The following is a 21,813-nucleotide window of genomic DNA, read 5'->3' as shown; positions in this document are numbered from 1 at the left end:
CCCGCTCCACGGATGACATCGGGTTTTGTGAACATGAGCGATAACACTGTTTCTCCGGCCGCCGAAACGCCTGCAGCCAAACCTTCCCGGCGCTGGCCGGCTGTGCTGATCGGGTTGTGCCTGGTGGCCGGCGTCGCGGCCGGCCTGGGCTGGTTCATGCACAAACCCAAGGCGCCACCGGCAGAGTTGGCCAGTGACAAACTGGGCATGAGCCGCCCGGACGGTCTGCTCGAAACCCATTCTCTGAGCCAGTTGCCCAAGGACTTGCTGGCCGTGCCGTTCCTCAAGGAAACCCTGACCGAAGATTTCGTCTTCTATTACGAGGCGCATGCCGATCGCCTCGGCTTGATCGGCAGCCTGCGGCGGATCATTTACGAGCATGACCTGAAGTTGCAGGACAGCCTGATCGAGCAGCTCTTCGATCAACCGGCGGATGTGGCGCTGTGGCGCGGGGCGGACGGTCGGCTCAAAGATTTCCTGTTGGTGATGGATCGCGGCGGTCTGGCCAAGGTGCTGGAGCCGCTGGCCAAGGTTGCGCTGGATGATTCGCAACTGACCCAGGTCGGTGCCGTGAAAGTCGGTGCCGACGACGTTGCGCTTTATCAACTGACTTACAACGCCAGCAAGGCGCTGTTGTTCGCTTCCCATGGCGACAAGCTGGTGGTGCTGTCCAACCCGACCAAACTCTACGACCCGGAAGTCGGAGCCTCGGAAGAGCCGGGCAGCGTCTCGACCCAGTCCATCGCCGCGTTGCTCAACGGCGACAAACTGTTCCCCGAAGCCTTCGGCCTGCCACCGCGTGCGCCTGAGGTGAAACAACGCCTGTCGGTCAACGCCAGCGTTCTGGCCATGGGGTACCAGCGTTTCATCCCGAACTTCGCCGGCCTGCGCTTCGACATGGATGACAAGGGCTGGCACAGCTTCCTCGCCATGGACGAACTGGACAACCAGCCGGACTTCGATTTCAAACCGATCTGGCAAGCCATGCCGATGGGCGCGAGCGCCTGTGTGGCCCTGCCGCTCGCCGCCGAACAACAGAAACCGCTGCTGGTGAAGCTTGGCGCCGACGAAACCGTGGCCCAGTCCCTGACCGAACACATGGCCGGTGCTGCCGGGCTGTGCTGGTACGCCGATTCGCGGCTGTACACGCCGTTGCTGGTGGCCAGCCTGAACGATGATGACAGCGCCAAACTCGACGGCGACCTGGGCACTCTGTTCGGCTCGATGGTCGGCGCCTACGAAGGCAACGTCGAAGAACACGCATTCCCGGTCGTGGAAAAACAAGAAGGGCAAAGTCATCAGTGGCTGCGTCAGGTCAGCTCCAACTTCGGTCCTTACAAGGCCAAGGATGCTGAGAATCCTGATGCAATCACCGGCAAGGCGTTCATGAAAGTCAGCCTGGCGCGTCACGGTTCAACCTTGCTGTTCTCCCTCGACGACAAGCTCGTGGACAAGGCCCTCGGCACCCTCGACAAACGCTTCCCGCCGATGGCCGACGTGGTGCCGAAAGACCTGCTGATGCCGGTCTACTTCGGCCCGGACTCCATGGCGCAGCTGATGCAACAGGAAACCCTCGACAGCCTGCCGCAGGACATGGAGCCGGTGTTCTACAACGCCGCGCAAACCTACCTGATCCCGAAATTGCGCAAGCTCGGCGGTTACGGCAAGTACGCCCTGACCTTGCCCGAAGGCAGCGAGCCTGACGGCCATTGGCAGTGGCTGCCGCTGGAATGGAAAGCCCTGTGACCGCACTCATCCGAGGCCTCGGCCTGCTGGCGATGTTGCTGGGCAGTCGCGCATTTGCCAGCGAAGCGGCAGCGCTGGATCCGCAGCAATCCCAGGTGTTTCGCGCCTGGTTCGTGCGCATCGCCCAGGAACAGCTGACCCAAGGCCCGAGCCCGCGCTGGTATCAGCAGGACTGTGCCGGGCTGGTGCGCTTCGCCGCCAACGAAGCGCTGAAAGTCCATGACGACAAATGGCTGCGCAGCAATGGCCTGTCCAATCGCTACCTGCCGCCGGAGCTGCCATTGAGCGAGGCCCAGCGCGGTCTCGCCCAGCAATGGCAGCAGGGCGGCGGCAAGGTCGGGCCCTACGTCAACGCGATCAAACTGATTCAGTTCAACAGCCATCTGGTGGGCCGGGATCTGGCGCAAGCCCGGCCCGGCGACCTGATGTTTTTCGATCAGGGCGACGACCAGCACCTGATGATCTGGATGGGCCGCTACATCGCCTATCACACCGGCACCACCACCCCCACTGACAACGGCATGCGTTCCGCGAGCCTGCAGCAACTCATGACATGGAAGGACACCCGATGGATACCCGACGCAGCCAACCCCAACTTCATCGGCGTCTATCGACTGAACTTTCTCTCCCAATGATCGGTGCCCGCATGTTGCGTTTACTGCCTTTGCTGTTGGTTTTGGTGCTGCCTGTTTCGGCGGTGAACGCCGAAGACACCGTCGAGCCAAGCGGCTACACGCCGGTGGCCGGTGAAAGCTTTTTCTTGCTGGCCGACAGCAGTTTCGCCAGTGACGAACTGGCGATGGTGCGCCTCGAAGCACCGGGCCGGGACTATCGCCGGTTCCGCATGGAGCCTTACGGCGGCGCCGACATCCGCGTGTATCGCATCGACAAACCGCTGGATTTCCTCAAGCGCCAGAAGAACCTGCACCGCGTGGTCAGCGACGGCCAGTTCAAGGGCGAAGGCCTGTCGAACACCCTCGCGTACCTGTGGGACAACTGGTACCGAAAATCTCGTCGCGTGATGCAGCGGGCGTTTTCCTTCGAGTCGCGTAAACAAGTCACCGAGGAAGTGCCGGAATTGAAGATGGGCAGCGCGATTGCTGCGCCAACGCCTTACGACGCACAACCGCAATTCGCACTGATTCCGGGCCTGCCGGTGGTCAGTCAGTTCCGTTATCCGCTGTGGCAAGCCAAGCCGATTCAACCGCCTGAGGGCGTGAACCTGGCCGGTTCTTCCAGTGAATTCGTTACTGTCGCACCGGGCAACGTGTACATCCCGTTGGGCAACCTGAAACCGGGTCTGTACCTGGTGGAAGCGCTGATCGGCAAGTACCGCGCGACCACCATGGTCTTCGTCTCCAACACCGTGGCCGTGAGCAAGATTACCGGTGATGAATTGCTGGTGTGGGCCGCGCGCAAACACGAAGGCAGTTCGGTGCCGAAGGTGAATGTGCTGTGGACCGATGGCCTCGGCGTGATGAGCAGCGGCGCCACCGATACCGATGGTTTGCTGCGTCTGAAACACGTCAGCCCCGAGCGTTCGTTCGTGATCGGCGAGGACGAAGAGGGCGGGGTGTTTGTCTCCGAGAACTTCTATTACGACAGTGAAATCTACGACACCAAGCTCTATGCGTTCACTGACCGACCGCTGTATCGGCCGGGGGATTGGGTCTCGCTGAAGATCGTCGGCCGCGAGTTCAAGAACGCCCGGGATTCGGTGCAGCCGACCGCTGCCGACGTCAACGTCACCGTGCTTGATGCCACCGGCACCGCGCTGCAATCGCTGGCGTTGAAACTCGACTCCAAGGCCGGCACCCAAGGTCGTTTCCAGCTGCCGGACAATGCGGTGGCGGGCGGTTATGAACTGCGTTTCAGCTACAAGGATCAGGCTTACAGCAGCGCTTTCCGCGTCGCCGAATACATCAAGCCGCACTTCGAAATTTCGCTGAACCTGGCCAAGCAGGATTACCGCACGGGCGAACCGGTGAAGGGCAATCTGGTGCTGCTGTACCCGGACGGCAAACCGGTGGCGAACGCCAAATTGAGCCTGAGCCTGCGCGCCCAGCAATTGTCGATGGTCGACAACGAACTGCAATACCTCGGGCAATTCCCGGTGGAGCTGACCAGCACCGAACTGACCACCGATTCGAAGGGCAACGCGACCCTCGACCTGCCGGCCGCCGAGAAACCGAGCCGTTACATGCTCACCGTGTTTGCTAGCGATGGCGCGGCGTATCGGGTCAAGACTACCAAGGAAATCCTCATCGACCGTGGCGCCGCGAGTTTCCGCTTGAGCGCCCCGCAGCGCTTCAGTGCAGTAGGCGACAAGGTTGCGTTCAGCTACGCCAACGAAGGCGGCAGCGAGGAGAGCAAAGCGGTTACGCCGGGCAGCTACAGCTGGGTGCGTCTGGAGGATCAAACCACCGGCGACGGCAAGCTCGCCGCAACCGATAAAGGTTTTACGTTGGCCTTCGACCGTCCGGGTACCTACAACCTGACGTTGAAGGATGACCATGGTCGCGTCGTCGGCGCGACTGGCCATTCGGTGACCGGCGATGGCGTCAAAGCCGTGCCCGGCACCGTGGAAATTGTCCTCGACAAACCCGAGTACAAGGCGGGCGATGAAGCCCTGGCGCTGATCACTTTCCCTGAGCCCGTGAGCGATGCGTTGCTGTCGCTTGAGCGCGACAAGGTCGAGGCCACGGCGTTGCTGTCCAAGGGCGGCGACTGGCTGAAAATGGAAAAACTCAGCGACACCCAATACCGCGCGCGCATTCCGGTGAAGGACAATTTCGCGCCGAACCTGACGTTCTCGGTGCTGTACACCAAGGGCGGTCAGTACAGCTTCCAGAACGCGGGCATCAAGGTGATCGCGCCGCAAATCGACGTCGCCATTGCCACTGATAAAGAGTCGTACCAGCCGGGCGATACTGTGTCGGTCGACCTGACCACCCAATTCGCCGGCAAGCCGATTCCGGCACACCTGACGGTCAGCGTGGTCGATGAAATGGTCTACGCGCTGCAACCGGAAGTCGCGCCGACCATCGACCAGTTCTTCTACCACCCGCGCCGCAACAACGTGCGCACCAGCGCCAGTCTGTCGTTCATCAGCTACGACGTTGCGCTGCCGGGCAGCCCGGGTGCACCGGGCAAAGCCAACCGCAGCGAGCGCGGCGTGAAAGTACTGGAGCGGCCGCGTCGCGAAGACGTCGACACCGCCGCGTGGGAACCTGAGTTGATCACCGACGCCAACGGCAAAATCCGCTTCACCTTCAAGATGCCGGACTCGTTGACCCGCTGGCGCATCACTGCGCGGGCGATCGCCGATGACGGTCAGGTCGGGCAGAAGAAGCAATTCTTACGCTCGGAAAAGCCGCTGTATCTGAAATGGAGCGGCCCGACCAGATTCCGCAATGGCGACAAGCCGGATCTCGGTGTGTTCGCCTTCAGCCAAGCCGAAAAACCGGTCAAGGCTGAGCTGGTCATCCATTACGGCGGCACCGAGCAGCGCGTGCCGGTGACACTCAACAACGGCATCAACTACATCGCACTGCCGGCGTTCGCGCTGGCTTCCGGCGAATGGACCGCCGAGCTGGTGCAGGACGGCAAAACCGCCGACGCCCTGGCCGTGCGCCTGACCGCGACCGGCGAAGGCTGGCAGGTCACGCAAAACCAAAGCCTGGATGTGGCCAGCGGTGACACGCCGCTGACCTTGCCGACGGACGCGACGGACATTCGCCTGCGTCTGGATGACAGTCCGCAAGCATTGTTCCGTTCGGCACTCGATGATTTGCTGAGCTATCCGTATGGCGGCGTCGAACAGACGGCCAGCCGTTTGCTGCCATTGAGCATTGCGTATCCGACCTTGTCGTCGAACCCGCAGATCCGTGATCGCTTGCGCCTGATCATGCAAAACAGCCGTCTGCGTCTGGTGCAAATGGCCGGGCCTTCCGCGAGTTTCACTTGGTGGGGCATGGACGGTGAGCCGGATGCGTTCCTCACTGCCTACGCCTATTACGCCGACTGGCACGCCAGCAAAGCGCTGGAACTGAGCCTGCCGCCGGAGCATTGGCAGCGGGTGCTGGAGGTCTATTCCAAGCAGGCCAAGAACACGCCGTTGTTGCAGCGGGCGCTGATTCTGTCGTTCGCTAAACAGATGCAATTGCCGGTGAGCACGTTGCTCAGTGGCTTGATGGATGACTTGGCCAAGGCGGGCGAGGGCAATGCCGCGAATCTGATGGAGGATGGCGAGGACAGCCTTGTCATGAGCGATCCGGATTCGGCGCTTGGGTTGGCGGCGGCGCGCACGTTGACCGCTTCTTTGGCGAAGCAATCGAAGGTGAATCTACCGGATGCTTTCAACCGCCAACTGCCCGACGCGCAACAGCGTCTGGCCGTCAGTTCTCAGCCATTTGCCGAAGCCTTGAACCTGTCGCTACAAACCTTCGATCAGGCTCACGCGCAAGCGTTGTTGCAGCGTTTGCTGCCACAGCAATCGACACTGGAACGCGCGTTGGCGCTGACCTGGTTGCAACGCAGCATCGAGCAAGCCTCACCGACGATTGCACTGGCACCGGGTGAAGGCTGGAAAAAACAACACAGTGCTACCGGCGAGATGTATTGGACGTGGCAGGGTGCCTCGCCTGTGCCCGCCATGTTGGCGCTGACCGGAACGCAGGAACGTCCGTTGCGCGCCGCGCTGAGCTTCCAGACCAAGCAACCGCCGGTTGAGCCGATGGCGGTGACCATCACCCGTCGCCTGTCTCGATTGGTGCCCGGTGACGAAGCGTTCCAATTCAAGCTTGAAGCGGTGGGCAACAAACCGTTGTCCAGCGACGCCCTGTATCTGGACGAAGTGATCATCACCAGCAAAGCCGCCAAGCCGCTGCGCTACGGGATGATCGAAGTGCCGCTGCCACCGGGTGCTGATGTCGAGCGCACAACCTGGGGCATCAAGCTCATGGGCAAGGCCGGCACGGAACCGACCGCGCTGGAGAAAGCGCGTTTCGAACCGGGCCAGATGGCTTACGCGATTCCGGTCGATGCCTTGAGCGGCGAACTGCGCCTGCGTCACTTGGTGCGCTTCTCGCAGAAAGGCCAGTTCAACCTGCCGCCGGTGCGATTCACTCAGGTCTACGCGCCACAACATCAGGCCCAGGAACAGAAACCGGCCCTCGGTCAGGTCACGGTCAACTGACATGACCCGAGCGCTGGTCTGGTGGCTGCTGTGTTTGATTCCTGCGCTGGCGACAGCGCAGGACGAGCCGCTGCGACTGGGCTTCAAGGGTGAATTGATTTCGCTGAGCCGGACTCAGGTGATTTCCCGCGAGCCGTTGCCTGCTGATGTGCAGGCGCCGTTGGGCAGTTTGTGGAAATTATTTGTGTACGGCTGGCTGGTGGATACCGGCGCCCGAGAGCCGGCGTATGAGTGTCGCGGGCAGTCGAAAGAGGAAGTTTATTGCTGCACCGCGGGCGGCAAGATCGAGCGCGATCAGGCGCTGGTGAAGTCGTGTGGTTTGTACTTTGAGCCTGCACGATTGGGTATTTCCGATGCTGGCTGGCGGGAATATTGGCAGGCACGGCAGGCTCCGGAATGGTTACTGAACTTGTCTTCGTTGCAGCCTGCTACGCGAGTGTCGGTGGCGGAATTGCTGAAGGTGCTGGCCATGATGCCGGCGCAGGATCAGGCGCGCCGGGTGTTGCTCGATGTGGTGTTGAACGCCGCTGACGGCAACGTTGTCGGCGAACTCGGTGGCCGGTTGCGGGTGAAAACCTGGAGTTGGCTGGGGGATCAGGGTCCGTCGTCGCGCCAGGGTGGGTTTGCCGGTTGGACGACGGACGGCACGCCGATCTGGGCGGGCGGGCGCGGGACCAGTCAGATGGTACTTCGTCATTACGGTGCTGCGTTGGCTACGGTGTTGCCGGTGGATTGGCCTGTGGATGCGGGACGTTGCGTCGAGGTCGGTCTGTTTTCCCGTTATCCGATCGGGCGTGTTCTGGCCGGGAATGACGTTGTGGCTTCCGGGCCTTTGCAAGGCGATTACCGCGTCGAATTCGCCAATGGCAATCAACTCGATATCCACAGCGATGGCGAACTGTTTCTGTTGAAGGACAAGCTCGTCGCCCGTCTGGATCGCGAAGAGTACGTCGCGCGTGTCCTCCAGCGCGAAGCCAAACCAGAACCTGCCGAAGCCGCCAAGGCCCTGGCCGTCGCCATCCGCACCTACTTGCTGCAAAACGCTACCCGCAACGGCGATTGCCTGAGCATCGACGACAGCAGCAGCCGCCAACGCGTCGCCCCACGCCCGGCCACCGCCGAATCACGCAATATCGCGGCCTGGACCAGCGACCTGGTCCTCGCCGGCAGCACCGTCACCTACCACTCCGACCAACCCGGCCCGGACAAACTGTCCTGGCAGCACGCCGTCGAACAAGCCAACGCCGGTCAGCGCTACGACGCCATCCTGCTGCACGCCTACCCACGCGCCAGCCTCAGCCGCTGGGATAACCCCGTCGCCTCCTGCGAAGCACTGCCCGCCGCCCAAGACTGGCTACAAAAGCAACGCCGCGGCTGGCGTCCAAGGTTGGAAAGCGAAGTCGGCTACAACGAAGTCAGCACCTTCGCCGTCTGCCGTCTTGCATTCGGCCGCCCCTATGTCGACCGCGAACGCCAGCGCATCTATGTGCGCGGCGTGCAGTCGCTGCAGGATCGCCTCGACCTGACCCACGAATACCTGCACCTGGCCTTCGAAGCACACCCCAACGGCCAGGATGAAACCTACATCGAAGGGCTCGCCCGCCACCTCTTGCTGGAATAGGCCATGAAACTCCGTTATCCACAGGTCTTCCTGTTCCTTTGTACTTTTTGTGTATTGCCGACAGTTTTTGCGGCCGAGAGCGGCGTGAAACTCGATACGCCCGTTGGCGGCTGGCGCACCGGTGCGGCCGAGGGAGAAGGCGAAAACTTTCGTCAGATTGTTAACTACCCGGCTTCGTCGGTGAACACACCGGTAGGGCAGGCCAATACGGCGCGTATCACGGGTCAGATCAAAGCTGCACCCAAGTCAGGCGAACCGGGACGGTTGATCGTCAACGGCGTCAGCATGCCACTGAAGATTGATCCCGCTGGACGCTTCGATCGACCCTTCTCGTTTCCCAATGGCAGCAACAGCGTTGAAGTCCGCAGCCCGGATGGGCAGCAACGGCATCGCACGCAGTTTCTCAATGCCAGCGGCGGCGCTACACCGGCGAAGTTGCGGGTGCTGTTGGCGTGGGACAGTGACGGCACCGACCTCGATTTGCACCTCATCACCCCCGACGGTGCGCACATCTGGTACGGCGATCGGGTAGCACCGAATGGCGCGGCGCTGGATGTCGACGTGACGACGGGGTATGGCCCGGAGATCTTCGCCATGCCGGCGCCGATCAAAGGGCAGTATCTGGTGTATGTGAATTACTTCGGGGGCGGGTATCGGAGTGATGAGGAAGGGCAGGAGGAGGCGGTTCAGCCACTGACGACTGCGCAGGTGACGGTGATTACGGAAGAAGGGACGCCTAGCGAGAAGATGGAGACGTTCCTGGTGCCGATGCGGGCGGTGGGGGAGTTGACGTTGGTTAAGGGGTTTAGTTATCCGTGAGGGCGAAGTCGTAGCAGTGCTGTGGCTGTGAAATTGTGCAGCGGCTTGCTGCACAATTGCGGGAATGGTGCTCGTGTAATCGGTCAGCAGCTTGCTGACCAGTATCAGAGTGCTCAGGCGTGTCGTGAACCCGACGTTAAAAAGTCGAGTAATGACTTTCTTAACAGGCATTAAAAAGCCGGCTTGTGGCCGGCTTCTCGGGGACTGGCTTGGTTCATTTTTGGTAAACCTCGCCAGCCTTCAAAACGTACACCCGGATCTTGCGTCCGGCTGTGGGACTCGGCGAGAAAATCATCTGCCTTGTCGGTGCGATCAGAGCCGCGGGGCGGGGTGATGCGCAAATGTGGGGCGCAGCATACTGATTTTTTTGGGGGATTCCCAGTGTGGTGTGCGTCTTAGAGCTATCGGAGGCTCGGGATCAGGTAATCCATTCGATTTTTTGGGTGAATGTTCCATCGCCTTCGCAGGCAAGCCCGCTCCCACAGGGATTGTGTGATGCCTGTGGAAGTGGGCTTACCTGTAAAATGCCCGCCCGTTACAAAAACGGCACCGCCGGCCGCCGTTTGTTCAGCGTCGACCACCAGAACACCCATCCCAGTACCCTGATGTTCTGCTTTTCAATCTGCTCGGCATTGAAGATCTCATCGGGATGCTCAGCCTTGTTGTAGCTGCGCAACCGCAGGGCATTGCCCGGCATCCGGTGCAGGTATTTGATGCGCAGCATGCCGTCGTGCTCGATGGCGTAGATTTCGCCGTCAATCACTTTGGTCAGCCCGCGGTCGATGGCGAGTGTGGAGCCGTCCTCGATCCTTGCTCCCATGCCGTTGCCGATCATGTGGACGCAGAACACATCCGTGTATTTGATTTCCAAGGAGTCGAGGTGGGTTTTGGGCAGGCGGATGAATTGGCCGGGGTCTTCGACGACGTGAGTTTTGAAGGAGCCCGGGGCGATGGGTATTTCCGTGTAGAGGGGCAGTTCGACATCGGTGGGTTCGACCACCGTGTAGATGCCGCGAATGGCCTGGGCGTCGAAGGCATTGCCGGACTCGTCGAGCAGGCGCAGGTGTTTGGAGTCTTTTGGGCCTTCACCCGTTTTCAGCCAGTCGCTGTTTACCGAGAGTAGTCTGGAGACCTCTTCCATGCGGTAGGCGGGCACACCGCGGGTGTACCAGTTGTGGATATTTTGCGGCTCCGTGTCGAAGAAAGCGGCAAAACCTGTCGTCGTTATTTTCGCTTTTTCGAGGAGCGCTTTAAACCGTGGGCCGCTAGTGTTCTTTTTCATAAACACGAGTCTACGGGCGCTGGGCCGGGCTTTGAATAAACGAACCGTTCAAATTTCGAGGGAAATTTACGACCGGATGTAAGACGTATTTGGAACAAATTAAACAAGAAAAAACCGAAGCGGCCAGAAGATAAACGGCCTGTTTAAAAGTCGCTTTATGGCCGCCCACAAAAAACCCCGGATCAACCGGGGTTTTCTTCAAGTCGTCACAGGCGCGAGGCCAATGGCGTCTCAGCCTTTATAGGCCGCAGCCGACTTGGTGATCGCTTCGCGAGCGGCATCTGCGCCGGCCCAGCCTTCGATCTTCACCCATTTGCCTTTTTCGAGATCTTTGTAGTTCGCGAAGAAGTGCTCGATCTGCTGGATCAGCAGCGGTGGCAGGTCGGTGTATTCCTTCACGTCGACGTACAGCTGGGACAGCTTGTCGTGTGGGACTGCAATGACTTTGGCATCGCCGCCGCCGTCGTCGGTCATGTTCAGGATGCCGACTGGACGAGCGCGGATTACCGAACCTGGCGCAACCGGGTAAGGGGTCACGACCAGCACGTCGAGGGGGTCACCGTCGTCAGCCAGGGTGTTCGGGATGTAACCGTAGTTGGCCGGGTAGAACATCGGGGTGGCCATGAAACGGTCAACGAACAGGCAATCGCTGTCTTTGTCGATTTCGTATTTGATCGGCGCGTGGTTGGCCGGAATCTCGATCGCGACGTAGATGTCGTTCGGCAGGTCTTTGCCAGCCGGAATCTTGCTGTAGCTCATTGGGCGGTGCCCCCGTTAGTTGACCAAAAACACTTGGCCGGATTGACCAAAAAGTGGCGGCGATTATAGGCATATTCCGCCACCGTTGCTATGTGCCAGAGGTCGTGTAGACCTTAGTCGTGTGCCTGATAGACCGGGTTCTCGGCCAGAAGTTGCCGCAGTCGGGCCAGCGGGTCCTGACGGTAAAACAGCTTCAACTGCTCATAGACCTGAGGATACGCCTCGTGCAGCAAATCCGGGGCGCTGAAGAAGTATTCGCTGGTGACGGCAAAGAACTCGGCGGGGTTTTCTGCTGCATACGGATCGATGGCTGTTTCAGCGTCCGGATTGCGGTCAAGGTGCTTGTTCAGGTCGTCGTAGGCGTGCTGCATGACCTTGGCCCATTCGCTGACCCGCATGTCGGGGTGCAGCGGCGGCAGGCCGTTGGCGTCGCCATTGAGCATGTCGAGCTTGTGCGCGAGTTCGTGGATCACCAGGTTGTAGCCTTCCCAGCCACCGCTGGCCATTACGCCGGGCCAGGCGAGGATGATCGGGCCTTGTTGCCACGCTTCGCCGCTGTGTTCGCCGTCCCACTCGTGTTCGACGCCGCTGGCATCGCGATGCCGTTGGGGGCTGAGGAAGTCGTCGGGGTAGAGGACGATTTCGTGGAAACCCTGATACCAGTTCAGGTCGCCCAGGTGCAGCAGCGGCAATTGCGCTTGAGCGGCGAGCAGCAGGCGTTGCTCCTGATGGAGTTCGACGCCGGGCAGGGCGGTCAGGTGTTTATCTTCCAGAAACAGCACGCAGGCTTCACGCAGCCATTGATCTTCGGCGGCGCTGAGGCCATCGAGAAAACTCAAGTGATGACGCACCCGTTGCCACAGATCGTCGGCAATCGGGTGTCTGGCCAGGATGCGCCGGCGACGCCAGGCGCTCAGGGACCACATCGCGAGTCAGCGCGATTGGGCTTTGGACGCAGCGTTGCCGAAGCGGCTGCGGACGACGCCGATGATCATCGGCACCAGCGACAGCAGGATGATGCCCACCACCAGCAGCGACAGATTGGACTTGATGAACGGTACGTTGCCGAAGAAGAAACCCAGGGTCACCAGGCCGCCGACCCACAGAATGGTGCCGAGGACGCTGAAGGCGAAGAACCGTGGGTAAGGCATTTTGGCGACACCGGCGACGAACGGTGCAAAGGTGCGGATGATCGGCAGGAAGCGCGCCAGGGTCACAGTCTTGCCACCGTGCTTGTCATAGAAGTCGTGGGTTTGCTGCAGGTAGTCACGACGGAAGATTTTCGAGTTCGGATTGCTGAAAAGCTTCTCGCCAGCCGTTCGGCCGACGACGTAGTTGGTGCTGTCGCCGAGGATCGCCGCCAGCATCAGCAGACCACCCAGCAATACCGGATCCATACCGCCGCCGGCCGCTACGGCACCCGCGATGAACAACAGGGAGTCGCCCGGCAGGAATGGCATCACCACCAGACCGGTTTCGCAGAAGATCACCAGAAACAGGATGGCGTAGATCCATGGCCCGTAGTTGTTCACCAGCAAGTCGAGGTAAACATCGAGATGCAGGATAAGGTCGATCGGGTTGAAATCCATGGAGGGGCACCTGTGGTGACGGCCAGACTCTGCGGGCCTGTGCGGATGACTTCGCGAAAGCCTACAGACGAGTGTAGTTTTTCTTACAAGCCGAAAAGGCCGGCATTATACGGGCTGAGTGGTGAAACGCGCGTCGAGATTGTAGCGGGGGATGTCGATGATGCGACCGGAAGTCTGGTGACAATAAATAACCCTTCTGTGATGAGGGCGTACGCTCCCTCATCACAGAAGTCGGCAAGCATCAGAGCTCGTCGCTGATCGGCAACACGTAGTTCTTGAACTCGGTGTCTTCCTTGAATCCGATGGATTCGTAGGTTTTCTGCGCGATTTCGTTGTCGCTGCTGGTGGATACGCGCATGCGCACGGCATTGGTTTCCTTGGCCATTTTTTTCGCGGTGCGCATCAGATTGTCTGCGACTAACTGACGGCGGGCATCTTCGGCGACATAGATGTCGTTGAGGATCCACACGCGTTTGAGCGAAAGCGACGAAAAGCTCGGGTACAACTGACAGAAACCCATCAGTTTGTCGTCGGAGTCGGCCAGCGCCAGGTAAATCACCGATTCCTTGCGTCGCAGGCGTTTTTCAAGGAATGCCCGGGAGGAGTCCGGATACGCCAGTGAGCCATAAAACTCGCGATATTTGACGAACAACGGGGTCAGCAGGTCCAGGTGTTCGAGGGTCGCTTGAATAATCCGCATCGATAGGTCTCGTCTTCAAGTGGCTGTCTTCACGTGCTCTGACGGCGAACGGTTCTTCACTCGGGCAGCCGTGCATCGATCCTGCCTGAAAGCGGAACAGAAACGCAATGCGGAAACGGTTCAGGTATTCGACGGGCTCAGTAGGAAGTTGCCTTTCATGTCTGCACCTGCGTCCGACTCCAGCGTCTGAACCTGCGCTTCGTCCTTCAGATTGACTCCGGACAACTGTCGCCTGCACGCCTCGCGCATCAGGTACAACAAGCGGTGTGCCGCCATTCCGTAGCTGAGGCCCTCAAGCCGGACATTGGAGATGCAATTGCGGTAGGCGTCCGTCAGCCCGACCTTTGGATTGTAGGTGAAATATAACCCCAGGCTGTCTGGCGAACTGAGGCCTGGGCGCTCGCCGATCAGGATTACCACCATTTTTGCGCCGAGCAATTCACCAATCTCGTCGGCCACCGCGACCCGGCCTTGCTCCACCAGCACCACCGGCGCAACAGACCAGCCTTCCTCCACGATCTGTTCTTGCATCCGCGCCAGAAACGGCAAGGTATGGCGATGAACAGCCAGTGCCGACAAGCCGTCAGCGACGACAATAACCAGATCCACGCCGCCCGGATGAGCCAGCGCGTAATCACGCAGGGTCTGCGCCGACTGATCACTCAACTTTCGCCCCAGGTCGGGGCGCTGCAAGTAAGTGTTTCGATCTGCTGCGGCGCTGTGCAGCAGCAAACTCACGCGCCCGACATCGGCCAATTCCGCGCTTAGCCCGGCATGGTCAAACGGCAAATGCACCGCGTCTCGTGCCTGAGCGTGGGCGTACTGGAAATCCAGTTGCGCGCTGGTCGGCATGCTGGTGCCGGTGCGACCCAGGGCAATACGCGCCGGGGTCAGGCGACGCAGTTCCAGCAACGGATTCTCTGGATCAACAGGTGGTTTATCCATTTCAACACTCATCCCAGTTGCGCCATCGCTTGGCGGAAGGCTGGCGGCAGGCTGTCGCCGAAGTGAATCTTGCCGTCCGCCTGGGTCAGGATGCCCATTTTCGCCAGCCATTGTTCGTACTCCGGCGCCGGTTTCAAGCCCAGGGTCTGACGGGCGTAAAGGGCGTCGTGGAACGAGGTGGTCTGATAATTGAGCATGATGTCGTCGGAGCCCGGGATGCCCATGATGAAGTTGATCCCGGCCACGCCCAGCAGGGTCAGCAGGGTGTCCATGTCGTCCTGATCGGCTTCGGCGTGGTTGGTGTAACAGATGTCGCAGCCCATCGGCACGCCCAACAGCTTGCCGCAGAAGTGATCTTCGAGGCCGGCGCGGATGATCTGTTTGCCGTTGTAGAGGTATTCCGGGCCGATAAATCCTACGACGGTGTTGACCAAAAACGGTTTGAAATGGCGCGCCACGGCGTAGGCACGGGTCTCGCAGGTCTGTTGATCGATGCCGTGGTGGGCGTTGGCTGACAGGGCGCTGCCCTGACCGGTCTCGAAATACATCAGGTTCTGGCCCAGCGTGCCGCGATTCAGGCTCAGGCCGGCGTCATAACCTTCCTGCAGGACGTTCAGGTTGATACCGAAACTGGCATTGGCCGCTTCGGTCCCGGCGATCGACTGGAACACCAGATCCAGTGGAACGCCACGATTGATCGCTTCGATGGACGTGGTGACGTGGGTTAAAACGCAAGCCTGTGTAGGAATCTCGTAGCGCTGGATGATCGCGTCGAGCATTTCCAGAATGGCGCAGATCGAGGCGATGCTGTCGGTGGCCGGGTTGATGCCGATCATCGCGTCACCGTTACCGTAAAGCAGGCCGTCGAGAATACTCGCGGCGATACCGGCCGGTTCGTCGGTGGGGTGATTGGGTTGCAGGCGGGTGGATAGCCGACCGCGCAGTCCCATCGTGCCGCGGAATTTTGTAACAACACGGATTTTCTGCGCCACCAGCACCAGATCCTGCACGCGCATGATCTTCGACACGGCGGCGGCCATTTCCGGGGTCAGGCCGGGCGCAAGGGCGCGCAGGCTCTGTTCGTCGGCGGCATCGCTGAGCAGCCAGTCGCGAAAGCCGCCGACAGTGAGGTGGCTGACGGCCGCGAACGCGTGTTTGTCGTGGGTGTCGATGATCAGTCGGGTGACTTCATCGGTCTCGTAAGGAATCAGTACTTCCTGCAGGAAGTGAGTCAGGGGAATGTCAGCCAGGGCCATTTGCGCGGCGACGCGCTCGCCATCGTTGAGGGCGGCGACGCCGGCCAGGAAATCCCCGGAGCGCGCCGGACTGGCCTTGGCCATGACGTCCCTGAGGCTCGCAAAGCGGTAGGTCTCGGCGCCGACGGAATGGGCAAATTGGGCCACGGTGTCCTCCTGATCTGTATAAGTCTTGATAACACTGAATATCCCCTGTGGGAGCGGGCTTGCTCGCGAAGACGGATTGTCAGTCGACATAGATGGTGAGTGTCAGTCCGCCTTCGCGAGCAAGCCCGCTCCCACATTGAGAACTGTGTGCACTTCAATATGGCAGGCGCCGGGCAACAGGCCCGGCGCCGGTGCAACTCAGACGCCTTCGAGCATCGCATCCGCCGGTGCGTCGAAACGCTGTTTGGCGGTCAATTGGAAATACAAATAGCCAGCGGCCATGAACCCGAGGAACACGCACCCGATCAGCGGGTTGAACCACGCCATCGCCACCAGGCACACCACGGCCAGAAACAGCGCAATCCCCGGGACGATCGGATAGCCCGGTGCACGGAAGCTGCGCTCCAGGTTCGGCTCGGTTTTACGCAATCTGAAAAGGCTCAGCATACTGATGATGTACATCACGATGGCGCCGAATACCGACATGGTGATCATTGCAGCCGTCAGGGTCATGCCTTGCAGGTTGACCAGGCCGTCGCTGTAGATCGCTGCGATGCCGATCACGCCGCCAGCGAGGATGGCGCGGTGCGGGGTCTGGAAACGCGAGAGCTTGGCCAGCGAACGAGGCAGGTAACCGGCACGCGCCAGGGCGAAGAACTGACGCGAGTAGCCGAGGATGATGCCGTGGAAACTCGCCACCAGACCGAACAGGCCGATCCAGACCAGCATGTGCATCCAGCTCGAATTGTTGCCGACCACCGCTTTCATCGCCTGAGGCAGTGGATCGTTGATGTTCGACAGTTGACGCCAGTCGCCAACGCCGCCCGCCATCACCATCACGCCGATGGCCAGGAATACCAGGGTCAGGATGCCGCTGACGTAGGCCTTGGGAATCGTACGTTTCGGGTCTTTGGCCTCTTCGGCCGCCATGGCCGCGCCTTCAATGGCGAGGAAAAACCAGATCGCAAAGGGAATGGCCGCAAAGATGCCCGGGATCGACGCGATGGTGAACTCGTTGGAGCCCGACCAGCCATTGAGTACGAAGTTACTGAAGCTGAAGCCCGGCGCGACGACGCCCATGAACACCAGCAACTCGGCGACGGCCAGCACGGTGACCACCAATTCGAAGGTGGCGGCAATGCTGACGCCGAGAATGTTCAGGCCCATGAAGACGAAATAGGCGCCAACGGCCGCGAGCTTGGGATCAAGTTCGGGGTATTGCACGTTGAGATAAGCACCGATGGCCATGGCGATGGCCGGGGGCGCAAAGACAAATTCGATCAGGGTGGCGATGCCGGCGATCAATCCGCCTTTCTCACCAAAGGCCCGCCGGCTGTAGGCAAACGGCCCGCCCGCGTGAGGAATGGCGGTGGTCAATTCGGTGAAACTGAAGATGAAACAGGTGTACATCGTCGCCACCATCAGTGCGGTGACGAGGAAACCCAGCGTGCCCGCGGTGCCCCAGCCGTAACTCCAGCCGAAGTACTCGCCGGAAATCACCAGGCCGACGGCAATACCCCATAGATGCAGGGTGCCGAGTGTGGGTTTGAGCTGTGTGGAAGAAGTCATAAGTCCTCGCTGTCTTTTTTATTGTTTGATCTGTTGGACTTTCGGTACGACGTTTACGTGTGGAGCGGGCACGCAAAGCCCGTGCCAGAGGGGCAGGGCGATATTGTGTGTGTCATTGAGGGCGCCTTCGCTGGCAAGCCATGCTCCTACAGGTACACATGGTCCTGTAGGAGCGAGGCTTGCCCGCGAAAGCCGTTACGCGGTATCGCGCCGGGTTAGAAGAATCCCAACGGATTGATGTCGTAGCTCACCAGCAGGTTTTTGGTCTGCTGATAGTGATCGAGCATCATCTTGTGGGTTTCACGCCCGACGCCGGACTTCTTGTACCCGCCAAACGCGGCATGCGCCGGGTACAGGTGGTAGCAGTTGGTCCAGACGCGACCGGCCTTGATCGCGCGGCCCATGCGATAGGCGCGGTTGATGTCGCGGGTCCAGAGGCCGGCGCCGAGGCCGAACTCGGTGTCGTTGGCGATGGCCAGGGCCTCGGCTTCGTCCTTGAAGGTGGTGATGCTCACCACCGGGCCAAAGATTTCTTCCTGGAACACGCGCATTTTGTTGGTGCCCTTGAGCAGGGTCGGCTGGATGTAATACCCGGTCGCCAGGTTGCCCTCGAGTTTTTCCACCTTGCCGCCGGTCAGCAGCTCGGCGCCTTCGCCCTTGGCGATTTCCAGGTACGAAAGGATCTTGTCGAATTGCTGCTCGGACGCCTGGGCGCCGACCATGGTGTCGGTGTCCAGCGGGTCGCCACGTTTGATCGACAGGACTTTTTTCATCACCACTTTCATGAAGTCGTCGTAGATCGACTCTTGCACCAGTGCGCGGGAAGGGCAGGTGCAGACTTCGCCCTGGTTGAAGAACGCCAGCACCAGGCCTTCGGCGGCTTTTTCGATGAAGGTTTCTTCAGCTTGCATGATGTCGGCGAAGAAGATGTTCGGCGACTTGCCACCCAGCTCCACGGTGGACGGAATGATGTTTTCGGCCGCGCATTTCATGATGTGCGAGCCGACCGGGGTCGAGCCGGTGAAGGCGATTTTGGCGATGCGTTTGCTGGTGGCCAGCGCTTCGCCGGCTTCTTTGCCGAAACCTTGCACGACGTTGAGCACGCCTGGCGGCAGCAGGTCGCCGATCAGCTCCATGAGTACGGTAATGCCCAGTGGCGTTTGTTCGGCAGGCTTGAGCACCACGCAGTTACCGGCGGCGAGGGCCGGGGCGAGTTTCCATGCCGCCATCAGGATCGGGAAGTTCCACGGGATGATCTGCCCGACCACGCCCAGCGGTTCGTGGATGTGATAGGCCACGGTGTTGCCGTCGATCTCGGCGGCGCTGCCTTCCTGGGCGCGGATGCAACCGGCGAAGTAGCGGAAATGGTCGGCGGCCAGCGGGATGTCGGCGTTGAGGGTTTCACGCACGGCTTTGCCGTTGTCCCAGGATTCGGTGATTGCCAGGACTTCGAGGTTCTGTTCGATTCGGTCGGCGATTTTCAGCAGCACCAGCGAACGTGCCTGGGCGGACGTGGCGCCCCAGGCATCGGCAGCGGCGTGGGCGGCGTCCAGGGCTTTGTCGATGTCTTCGGCCGTGGAGCGCGGGAATTCGGCAATCGGTTGGCCATTTACTGGCGAGGTATTGGTGAAGTACTGACCTTTGACAGGCGCGACGAACTCGCCGCCGATGTAGTTACCGTATTTGCTCTTGAACGAAACGATAGCGCCTTCAGTACCGGGGTGAGCGTAACGCATAGTGATTTCTCCTTGGCTTTTGTACTTATAAGAGAGAGCGCATGTGCGCTTGCTATAAGCGTAGAGCAAAGGTCGGGCCACTGCCCTGCAGGTCAGGCAAATCAAGGCCTTGCGTGGTTTTTGTCGGACAGGCGGATCGCGCCTGTGACGCTTTCGGTACAGCCCCTGTGACACTTTGTACCGCTTGTGGCACAACCTGTGACCAAGCGGTCTTGCCAGCATTGCAATGCAAGCCAGGCTGGAGGATGCTCGCTACTGCCGCCTACTCCTGTAGGAGCTGTCGAGTGAAACGAGGCTGCGATCTTTTGATTTTGTTTTTAAAAAGAAAAGTCAAAAGATCGCAGCCTCGTTTCACTCGACAGCTCCTACAGGGGTGGGGGCGGTGTAAACCGCTCGGGGAGAATAATAAGAAATGCACGACAACCATTTGAGTCGCCATGCCCAGCAGGTCTTGACCGTCACTCAGGGCAAATCCCACCTGCACGGTCCCGGCAGCGATCCGTCGATTGCCCGTTCCTGGCTGCGCTGTCTTGAGGACTATCACCTCGACCCGGCCCTGACGATGGCGCCGACGGTGCTGGAACATGGGCGGGTGCTGGAAAGTCGTGAGCGCTTGCAGCAAGTGCTGCACATCGCCGGCAATGAAATGACCAGCCTGCATCAGCAACTCTCCGGCGCCGGTCATGCCGTGCTGCTGACCGACGCGCGCGGGGTGATCCTCAACTGTGTCACTGCACCCGCCGAACGGAAAATCTTCGAACGCGCAGGCCTGTGGCTCGGCGCCGACTGGAGTGAAGCCTGCGAAGGTACCAATGGCATCGGCACCTGCCTGGTGGAACGCCAGTCGCTGACCATTCACCAGGATGAACACTTCCGCGGCCGCCACACCGGCCTGACCTGCTCGGCGAGCCCGGTGTTCGACCCTCACGGCGAGTTGCTGGCAGTGCTCGACGTGTCATCGGCGCGTCACGACGTCTCGCGTCAGAGTCAATTCCACACCATGGCCCTGGTCAATCTGTCGGCGAAGATGATCGAGAGCTGCTATTTCCTGCGTTACTTTGACAATCAATGGTTGCTGCGCTTTCACCTGCAGGCTGAGTCCGTCGGGCTGTTCAGCGAAGGCTTGCTGGCGTTCGACGGCGAAGGGCGCATCAGTGCGGTCAACCAGAGTGCGTTGAACCTGCTGGGGCATGTTCGCGGCGGATTGTTGGGCAAACCGGTCGAGGCGTTTTTTGATTGTTCGCTGGACGACTTGCTCGGCCGCGCCAGTGTCAACGCCAGCGCCAGTTGGCCATTGCGCACCCGCGACGGGCGGAGCCTGTTTGCCCTGTTGCGCGGGCAGCCTCGCAGCATTCCGGTGCCGGTGGTGCCAGGCCCGGCCATTGCCGAGCGTCCGCGTCTGTCGGGCATCTGTCTGGGCGATGCCGCGTTGCAGGAAGATTTCCGCAAATCCTTGAGAGTCTTCGAGCGAGACGTGCCGCTGCTGATCAATGGCGAAACCGGTTCCGGCAAAGAGGCCTTTGCCAAAGCCGTGCATCAGGCCAGCCAGCGAGCGGAAAAAGCCTTCGTCGCCCTGAACTGCGCGGCGATCCCTGAAAGCCTGATCGAGAGTGAACTGTTTGGTTATCGCGGCGGCAGCTTTACCGGCGCGCGCAAGGAAGGCATGCGCGGCAAGTTGCAGCAGGCGGATGGTGGCACGCTGTTCCTCGATGAAATCGGCGACATGCCTCTGGCTTTGCAAACCCGACTATTAAGGGTGCTGGAAGATCGTCAGGTGGTGCCGATTGGCGGCGAACCGGAAGCGGTCAATGTGCGGATCATCAGCGCCACTCACCGTAATTTGCTGGAGCGGGTACAGGACAGCAGCTTCCGCGAGGATTTGTATTACCGGCTCAATGGGCTGGAGGTTGCGTTGCCGGCGCTGCGTGAGCGCAGTGACAAATCGCAGTTGCTTGATTTTCTGCTGGCCGAGGAGGTGGGCGGTGAGACGGTGCTGATCGATGAGCCGGCTCGGCAAGCTTTGCTGGGCTTTGCGTGGCCGGGAAACGTGCGCCAGTTGCGCAATGTGCTGCGCACCCTGGCGGCGTTGTGTGACGGCGGGCGGATCGGGCTGGAGGATTTGCCGGCGATGATTCGTCAAGCTCGGCCGGTGCCGGTTGTGGCGGTTGAAGAGCCTTCTGAACACCCGCTGGACGATGCAGAGCGGTTGGCGTTGCTCAATGCACTGGAACAGACGCGCTGGCACATGACCCATACCGCGGCACAGCTTGGTGTCAGCCGTAACACCCTCTACAGAAAATTACGCAAACACGGGATTGCCCGCTAGGCACGCCGTACCACTGTAGGAGCGAGGCTTGCCCGCGAAGAACGATTACGCAGTGCGTCAGCGGAACCGTGTTATGGCATTCGCGGGCAAGCCTCGCTCCTACGGGTTTTGCGTTGACCCG

Annotated in this window: 15 protein-coding genes; 6 read left to right on the top strand and 9 right to left on the bottom strand. The window is 60.4% G+C overall.

Features of this window, described 5'->3' with window-relative positions:
- Positions 1 to 33: 33 nt before the first annotated feature.
- The 5 genes from ACA049_RS27120 to ACA049_RS27100 are packed head-to-tail and all read left to right on the top strand — an operon-like array spanning position 34 to position 9,383.
- Positions 34 to 1,746, top strand: coding sequence for a DUF2138 domain-containing protein (locus tag ACA049_RS27120; RefSeq protein WP_497331203.1), 1,713 nt, complete (start codon positions 34 to 36; stop codon positions 1,744 to 1,746).
- Complete coding sequence (locus ACA049_RS27115) at positions 1,731 to 2,381, top strand: DUF1175 domain-containing protein (protein ID WP_497331201.1); 651 nt, start codon at positions 1,731 to 1,733, stop codon at positions 2,379 to 2,381. The genes ACA049_RS27120 and ACA049_RS27115 overlap by 16 nt, the downstream gene beginning before the upstream one ends.
- Positions 2,378 to 6,943: an alpha-2-macroglobulin family protein gene (locus tag ACA049_RS27110; RefSeq protein WP_497336998.1), complete on the top strand. Its 4,566-nt coding sequence runs from the start codon at positions 2,378 to 2,380 to the stop codon at positions 6,941 to 6,943. Before ACA049_RS27115 ends, ACA049_RS27110 begins: the two co-directional genes overlap by 4 nt.
- 1 nt (position 6,944) lies before the next feature.
- Positions 6,945 to 8,564: a DUF2300 domain-containing protein gene (locus ACA049_RS27105; RefSeq protein ID WP_497331199.1), complete on the top strand. Its 1,620-nt coding sequence runs from the start codon at positions 6,945 to 6,947 to the stop codon at positions 8,562 to 8,564.
- A 3-nt stretch (positions 8,565 to 8,567) separates the two neighbouring features.
- The gene (locus ACA049_RS27100) at positions 8,568 to 9,383 is read left to right on the top strand and encodes a YfaP family protein (protein ID WP_497331197.1); all 816 of its coding nucleotides are present in this window, start codon (positions 8,568 to 8,570) and stop codon (positions 9,381 to 9,383) included.
- Between the two features lie 535 nt (positions 9,384 to 9,918).
- On the opposite strand, the gene ACA049_RS27095 is transcribed toward ACA049_RS27100, so the two are convergent.
- The 9 genes from ACA049_RS27095 to exaC all read right to left on the bottom strand — a co-directional run bounded on the left by ACA049_RS27095 (position 9,919) and on the right by exaC (position 19,366).
- Positions 9,919 to 10,665, bottom strand: a complete 747-nt coding sequence (locus tag ACA049_RS27095; protein WP_497331195.1) for a S24 family peptidase — start codon at positions 10,663 to 10,665, stop codon at positions 9,919 to 9,921.
- A 231-nt stretch (positions 10,666 to 10,896) separates the two neighbouring features.
- Positions 10,897 to 11,424 (bottom strand): inorganic diphosphatase, encoded by a 528-nt coding sequence (gene ppa / locus ACA049_RS27090; RefSeq protein ID WP_027924322.1) that lies wholly within the window; start codon positions 11,422 to 11,424, stop codon positions 10,897 to 10,899.
- Positions 11,425 to 11,537: 113 nt separating this feature from the next.
- Positions 11,538 to 12,350, bottom strand: coding sequence for a M90 family metallopeptidase (locus tag ACA049_RS27085; RefSeq protein ID WP_109635168.1), 813 nt, complete (start codon positions 12,348 to 12,350; stop codon positions 11,538 to 11,540).
- Between the two features lie 6 nt (positions 12,351 to 12,356).
- Entirely contained in the window at positions 12,357 to 13,013 is a 657-nt protein-coding gene (locus ACA049_RS27080; RefSeq protein WP_497331193.1) for a DedA family protein, read from the bottom strand.
- 241 nt (positions 13,014 to 13,254) lie between these two features.
- Positions 13,255 to 13,713, bottom strand: a complete 459-nt coding sequence (locus ACA049_RS27075; RefSeq protein ID WP_438661326.1) for a GNAT family N-acetyltransferase — start codon at positions 13,711 to 13,713, stop codon at positions 13,255 to 13,257.
- A gap of 120 nt (positions 13,714 to 13,833) precedes the next feature.
- Complete coding sequence (gene eutC / locus ACA049_RS27070; RefSeq protein ID WP_497331191.1) at positions 13,834 to 14,658, bottom strand: ethanolamine ammonia-lyase subunit EutC; 825 nt, start codon at positions 14,656 to 14,658, stop codon at positions 13,834 to 13,836.
- Between the two features lie 8 nt (positions 14,659 to 14,666).
- On the bottom strand, positions 14,667 to 16,061 hold the full coding sequence (locus ACA049_RS27065) for an ethanolamine ammonia-lyase subunit EutB (protein ID WP_497331189.1): 1,395 nt from the start codon (positions 16,059 to 16,061) through the stop codon (positions 14,667 to 14,669).
- Between the two features lie 198 nt (positions 16,062 to 16,259).
- The gene (eat, locus tag ACA049_RS27060; protein ID WP_497331187.1) at positions 16,260 to 17,630 is read right to left on the bottom strand and encodes an ethanolamine permease; all 1,371 of its coding nucleotides are present in this window, start codon (positions 17,628 to 17,630) and stop codon (positions 16,260 to 16,262) included.
- A gap of 215 nt (positions 17,631 to 17,845) precedes the next feature.
- Positions 17,846 to 19,366, bottom strand: a complete 1,521-nt coding sequence (gene exaC / locus ACA049_RS27055) for an acetaldehyde dehydrogenase ExaC (RefSeq protein WP_046055564.1) — start codon at positions 19,364 to 19,366, stop codon at positions 17,846 to 17,848.
- A gap of 412 nt (positions 19,367 to 19,778) precedes the next feature.
- On the opposite strand from exaC, the gene ACA049_RS27050 reads away from it, so the two are divergent.
- Positions 19,779 to 21,692, top strand: a complete 1,914-nt coding sequence (locus ACA049_RS27050; protein ID WP_497331185.1) for a sigma-54-dependent Fis family transcriptional regulator — start codon at positions 19,779 to 19,781, stop codon at positions 21,690 to 21,692.
- Positions 21,693 to 21,813 lie beyond the last annotated feature (121 nt).

The organism is Pseudomonas sp. LBUM1662 (assembly GCF_059695915.1).
Note: the sequence above shows the minus strand (reverse complement) of the source record. Positions and strands in the feature narration are given on the sequence as shown.

Bases quoted from the DNA above. Each gene is read 5' to 3' on its own strand.
- ACA049_RS27120 (WP_497331203.1), top strand. From the start codon at position 34: ATGAGCGATAACACTGTTTCTCCGGCCGCCGAAACGCCTGCAGCCAAA.
- ACA049_RS27115 (WP_497331201.1), top strand. From the start codon at position 1,731: ATGGAAAGCCCTGTGACCGCACTCATCCGAGGCCTCGGCCTGCTGGCG.
- ACA049_RS27110 (WP_497336998.1), top strand. From the start codon at position 2,378: ATGATCGGTGCCCGCATGTTGCGTTTACTGCCTTTGCTGTTGGTTTTG.
- ACA049_RS27105 (WP_497331199.1), top strand. From the start codon at position 6,945: ATGACCCGAGCGCTGGTCTGGTGGCTGCTGTGTTTGATTCCTGCGCTG.
- ACA049_RS27100 (WP_497331197.1), top strand. From the start codon at position 8,568: ATGAAACTCCGTTATCCACAGGTCTTCCTGTTCCTTTGTACTTTTTGT.
- ACA049_RS27095 (WP_497331195.1), bottom strand. From the start codon at position 10,665: ATGAAAAAGAACACTAGCGGCCCACGGTTTAAAGCGCTCCTCGAAAAA.
- ppa (WP_027924322.1), bottom strand. From the start codon at position 11,424: ATGAGCTACAGCAAGATTCCGGCTGGCAAAGACCTGCCGAACGACATC.
- ACA049_RS27085 (WP_109635168.1), bottom strand. From the start codon at position 12,350: ATGTGGTCCCTGAGCGCCTGGCGTCGCCGGCGCATCCTGGCCAGACAC.
- ACA049_RS27080 (WP_497331193.1), bottom strand. From the start codon at position 13,013: ATGGATTTCAACCCGATCGACCTTATCCTGCATCTCGATGTTTACCTC.
- ACA049_RS27075 (WP_438661326.1), bottom strand. From the start codon at position 13,713: ATGCGGATTATTCAAGCGACCCTCGAACACCTGGACCTGCTGACCCCG.
- eutC (WP_497331191.1), bottom strand. From the start codon at position 14,658: ATGGATAAACCACCTGTTGATCCAGAGAATCCGTTGCTGGAACTGCGT.
- eat (WP_497331187.1), bottom strand. From the start codon at position 17,630: ATGACTTCTTCCACACAGCTCAAACCCACACTCGGCACCCTGCATCTA.
- exaC (WP_046055564.1), bottom strand. From the start codon at position 19,366: ATGCGTTACGCTCACCCCGGTACTGAAGGCGCTATCGTTTCGTTCAAG.
- ACA049_RS27050 (WP_497331185.1), top strand. From the start codon at position 19,779: ATGCACGACAACCATTTGAGTCGCCATGCCCAGCAGGTCTTGACCGTC.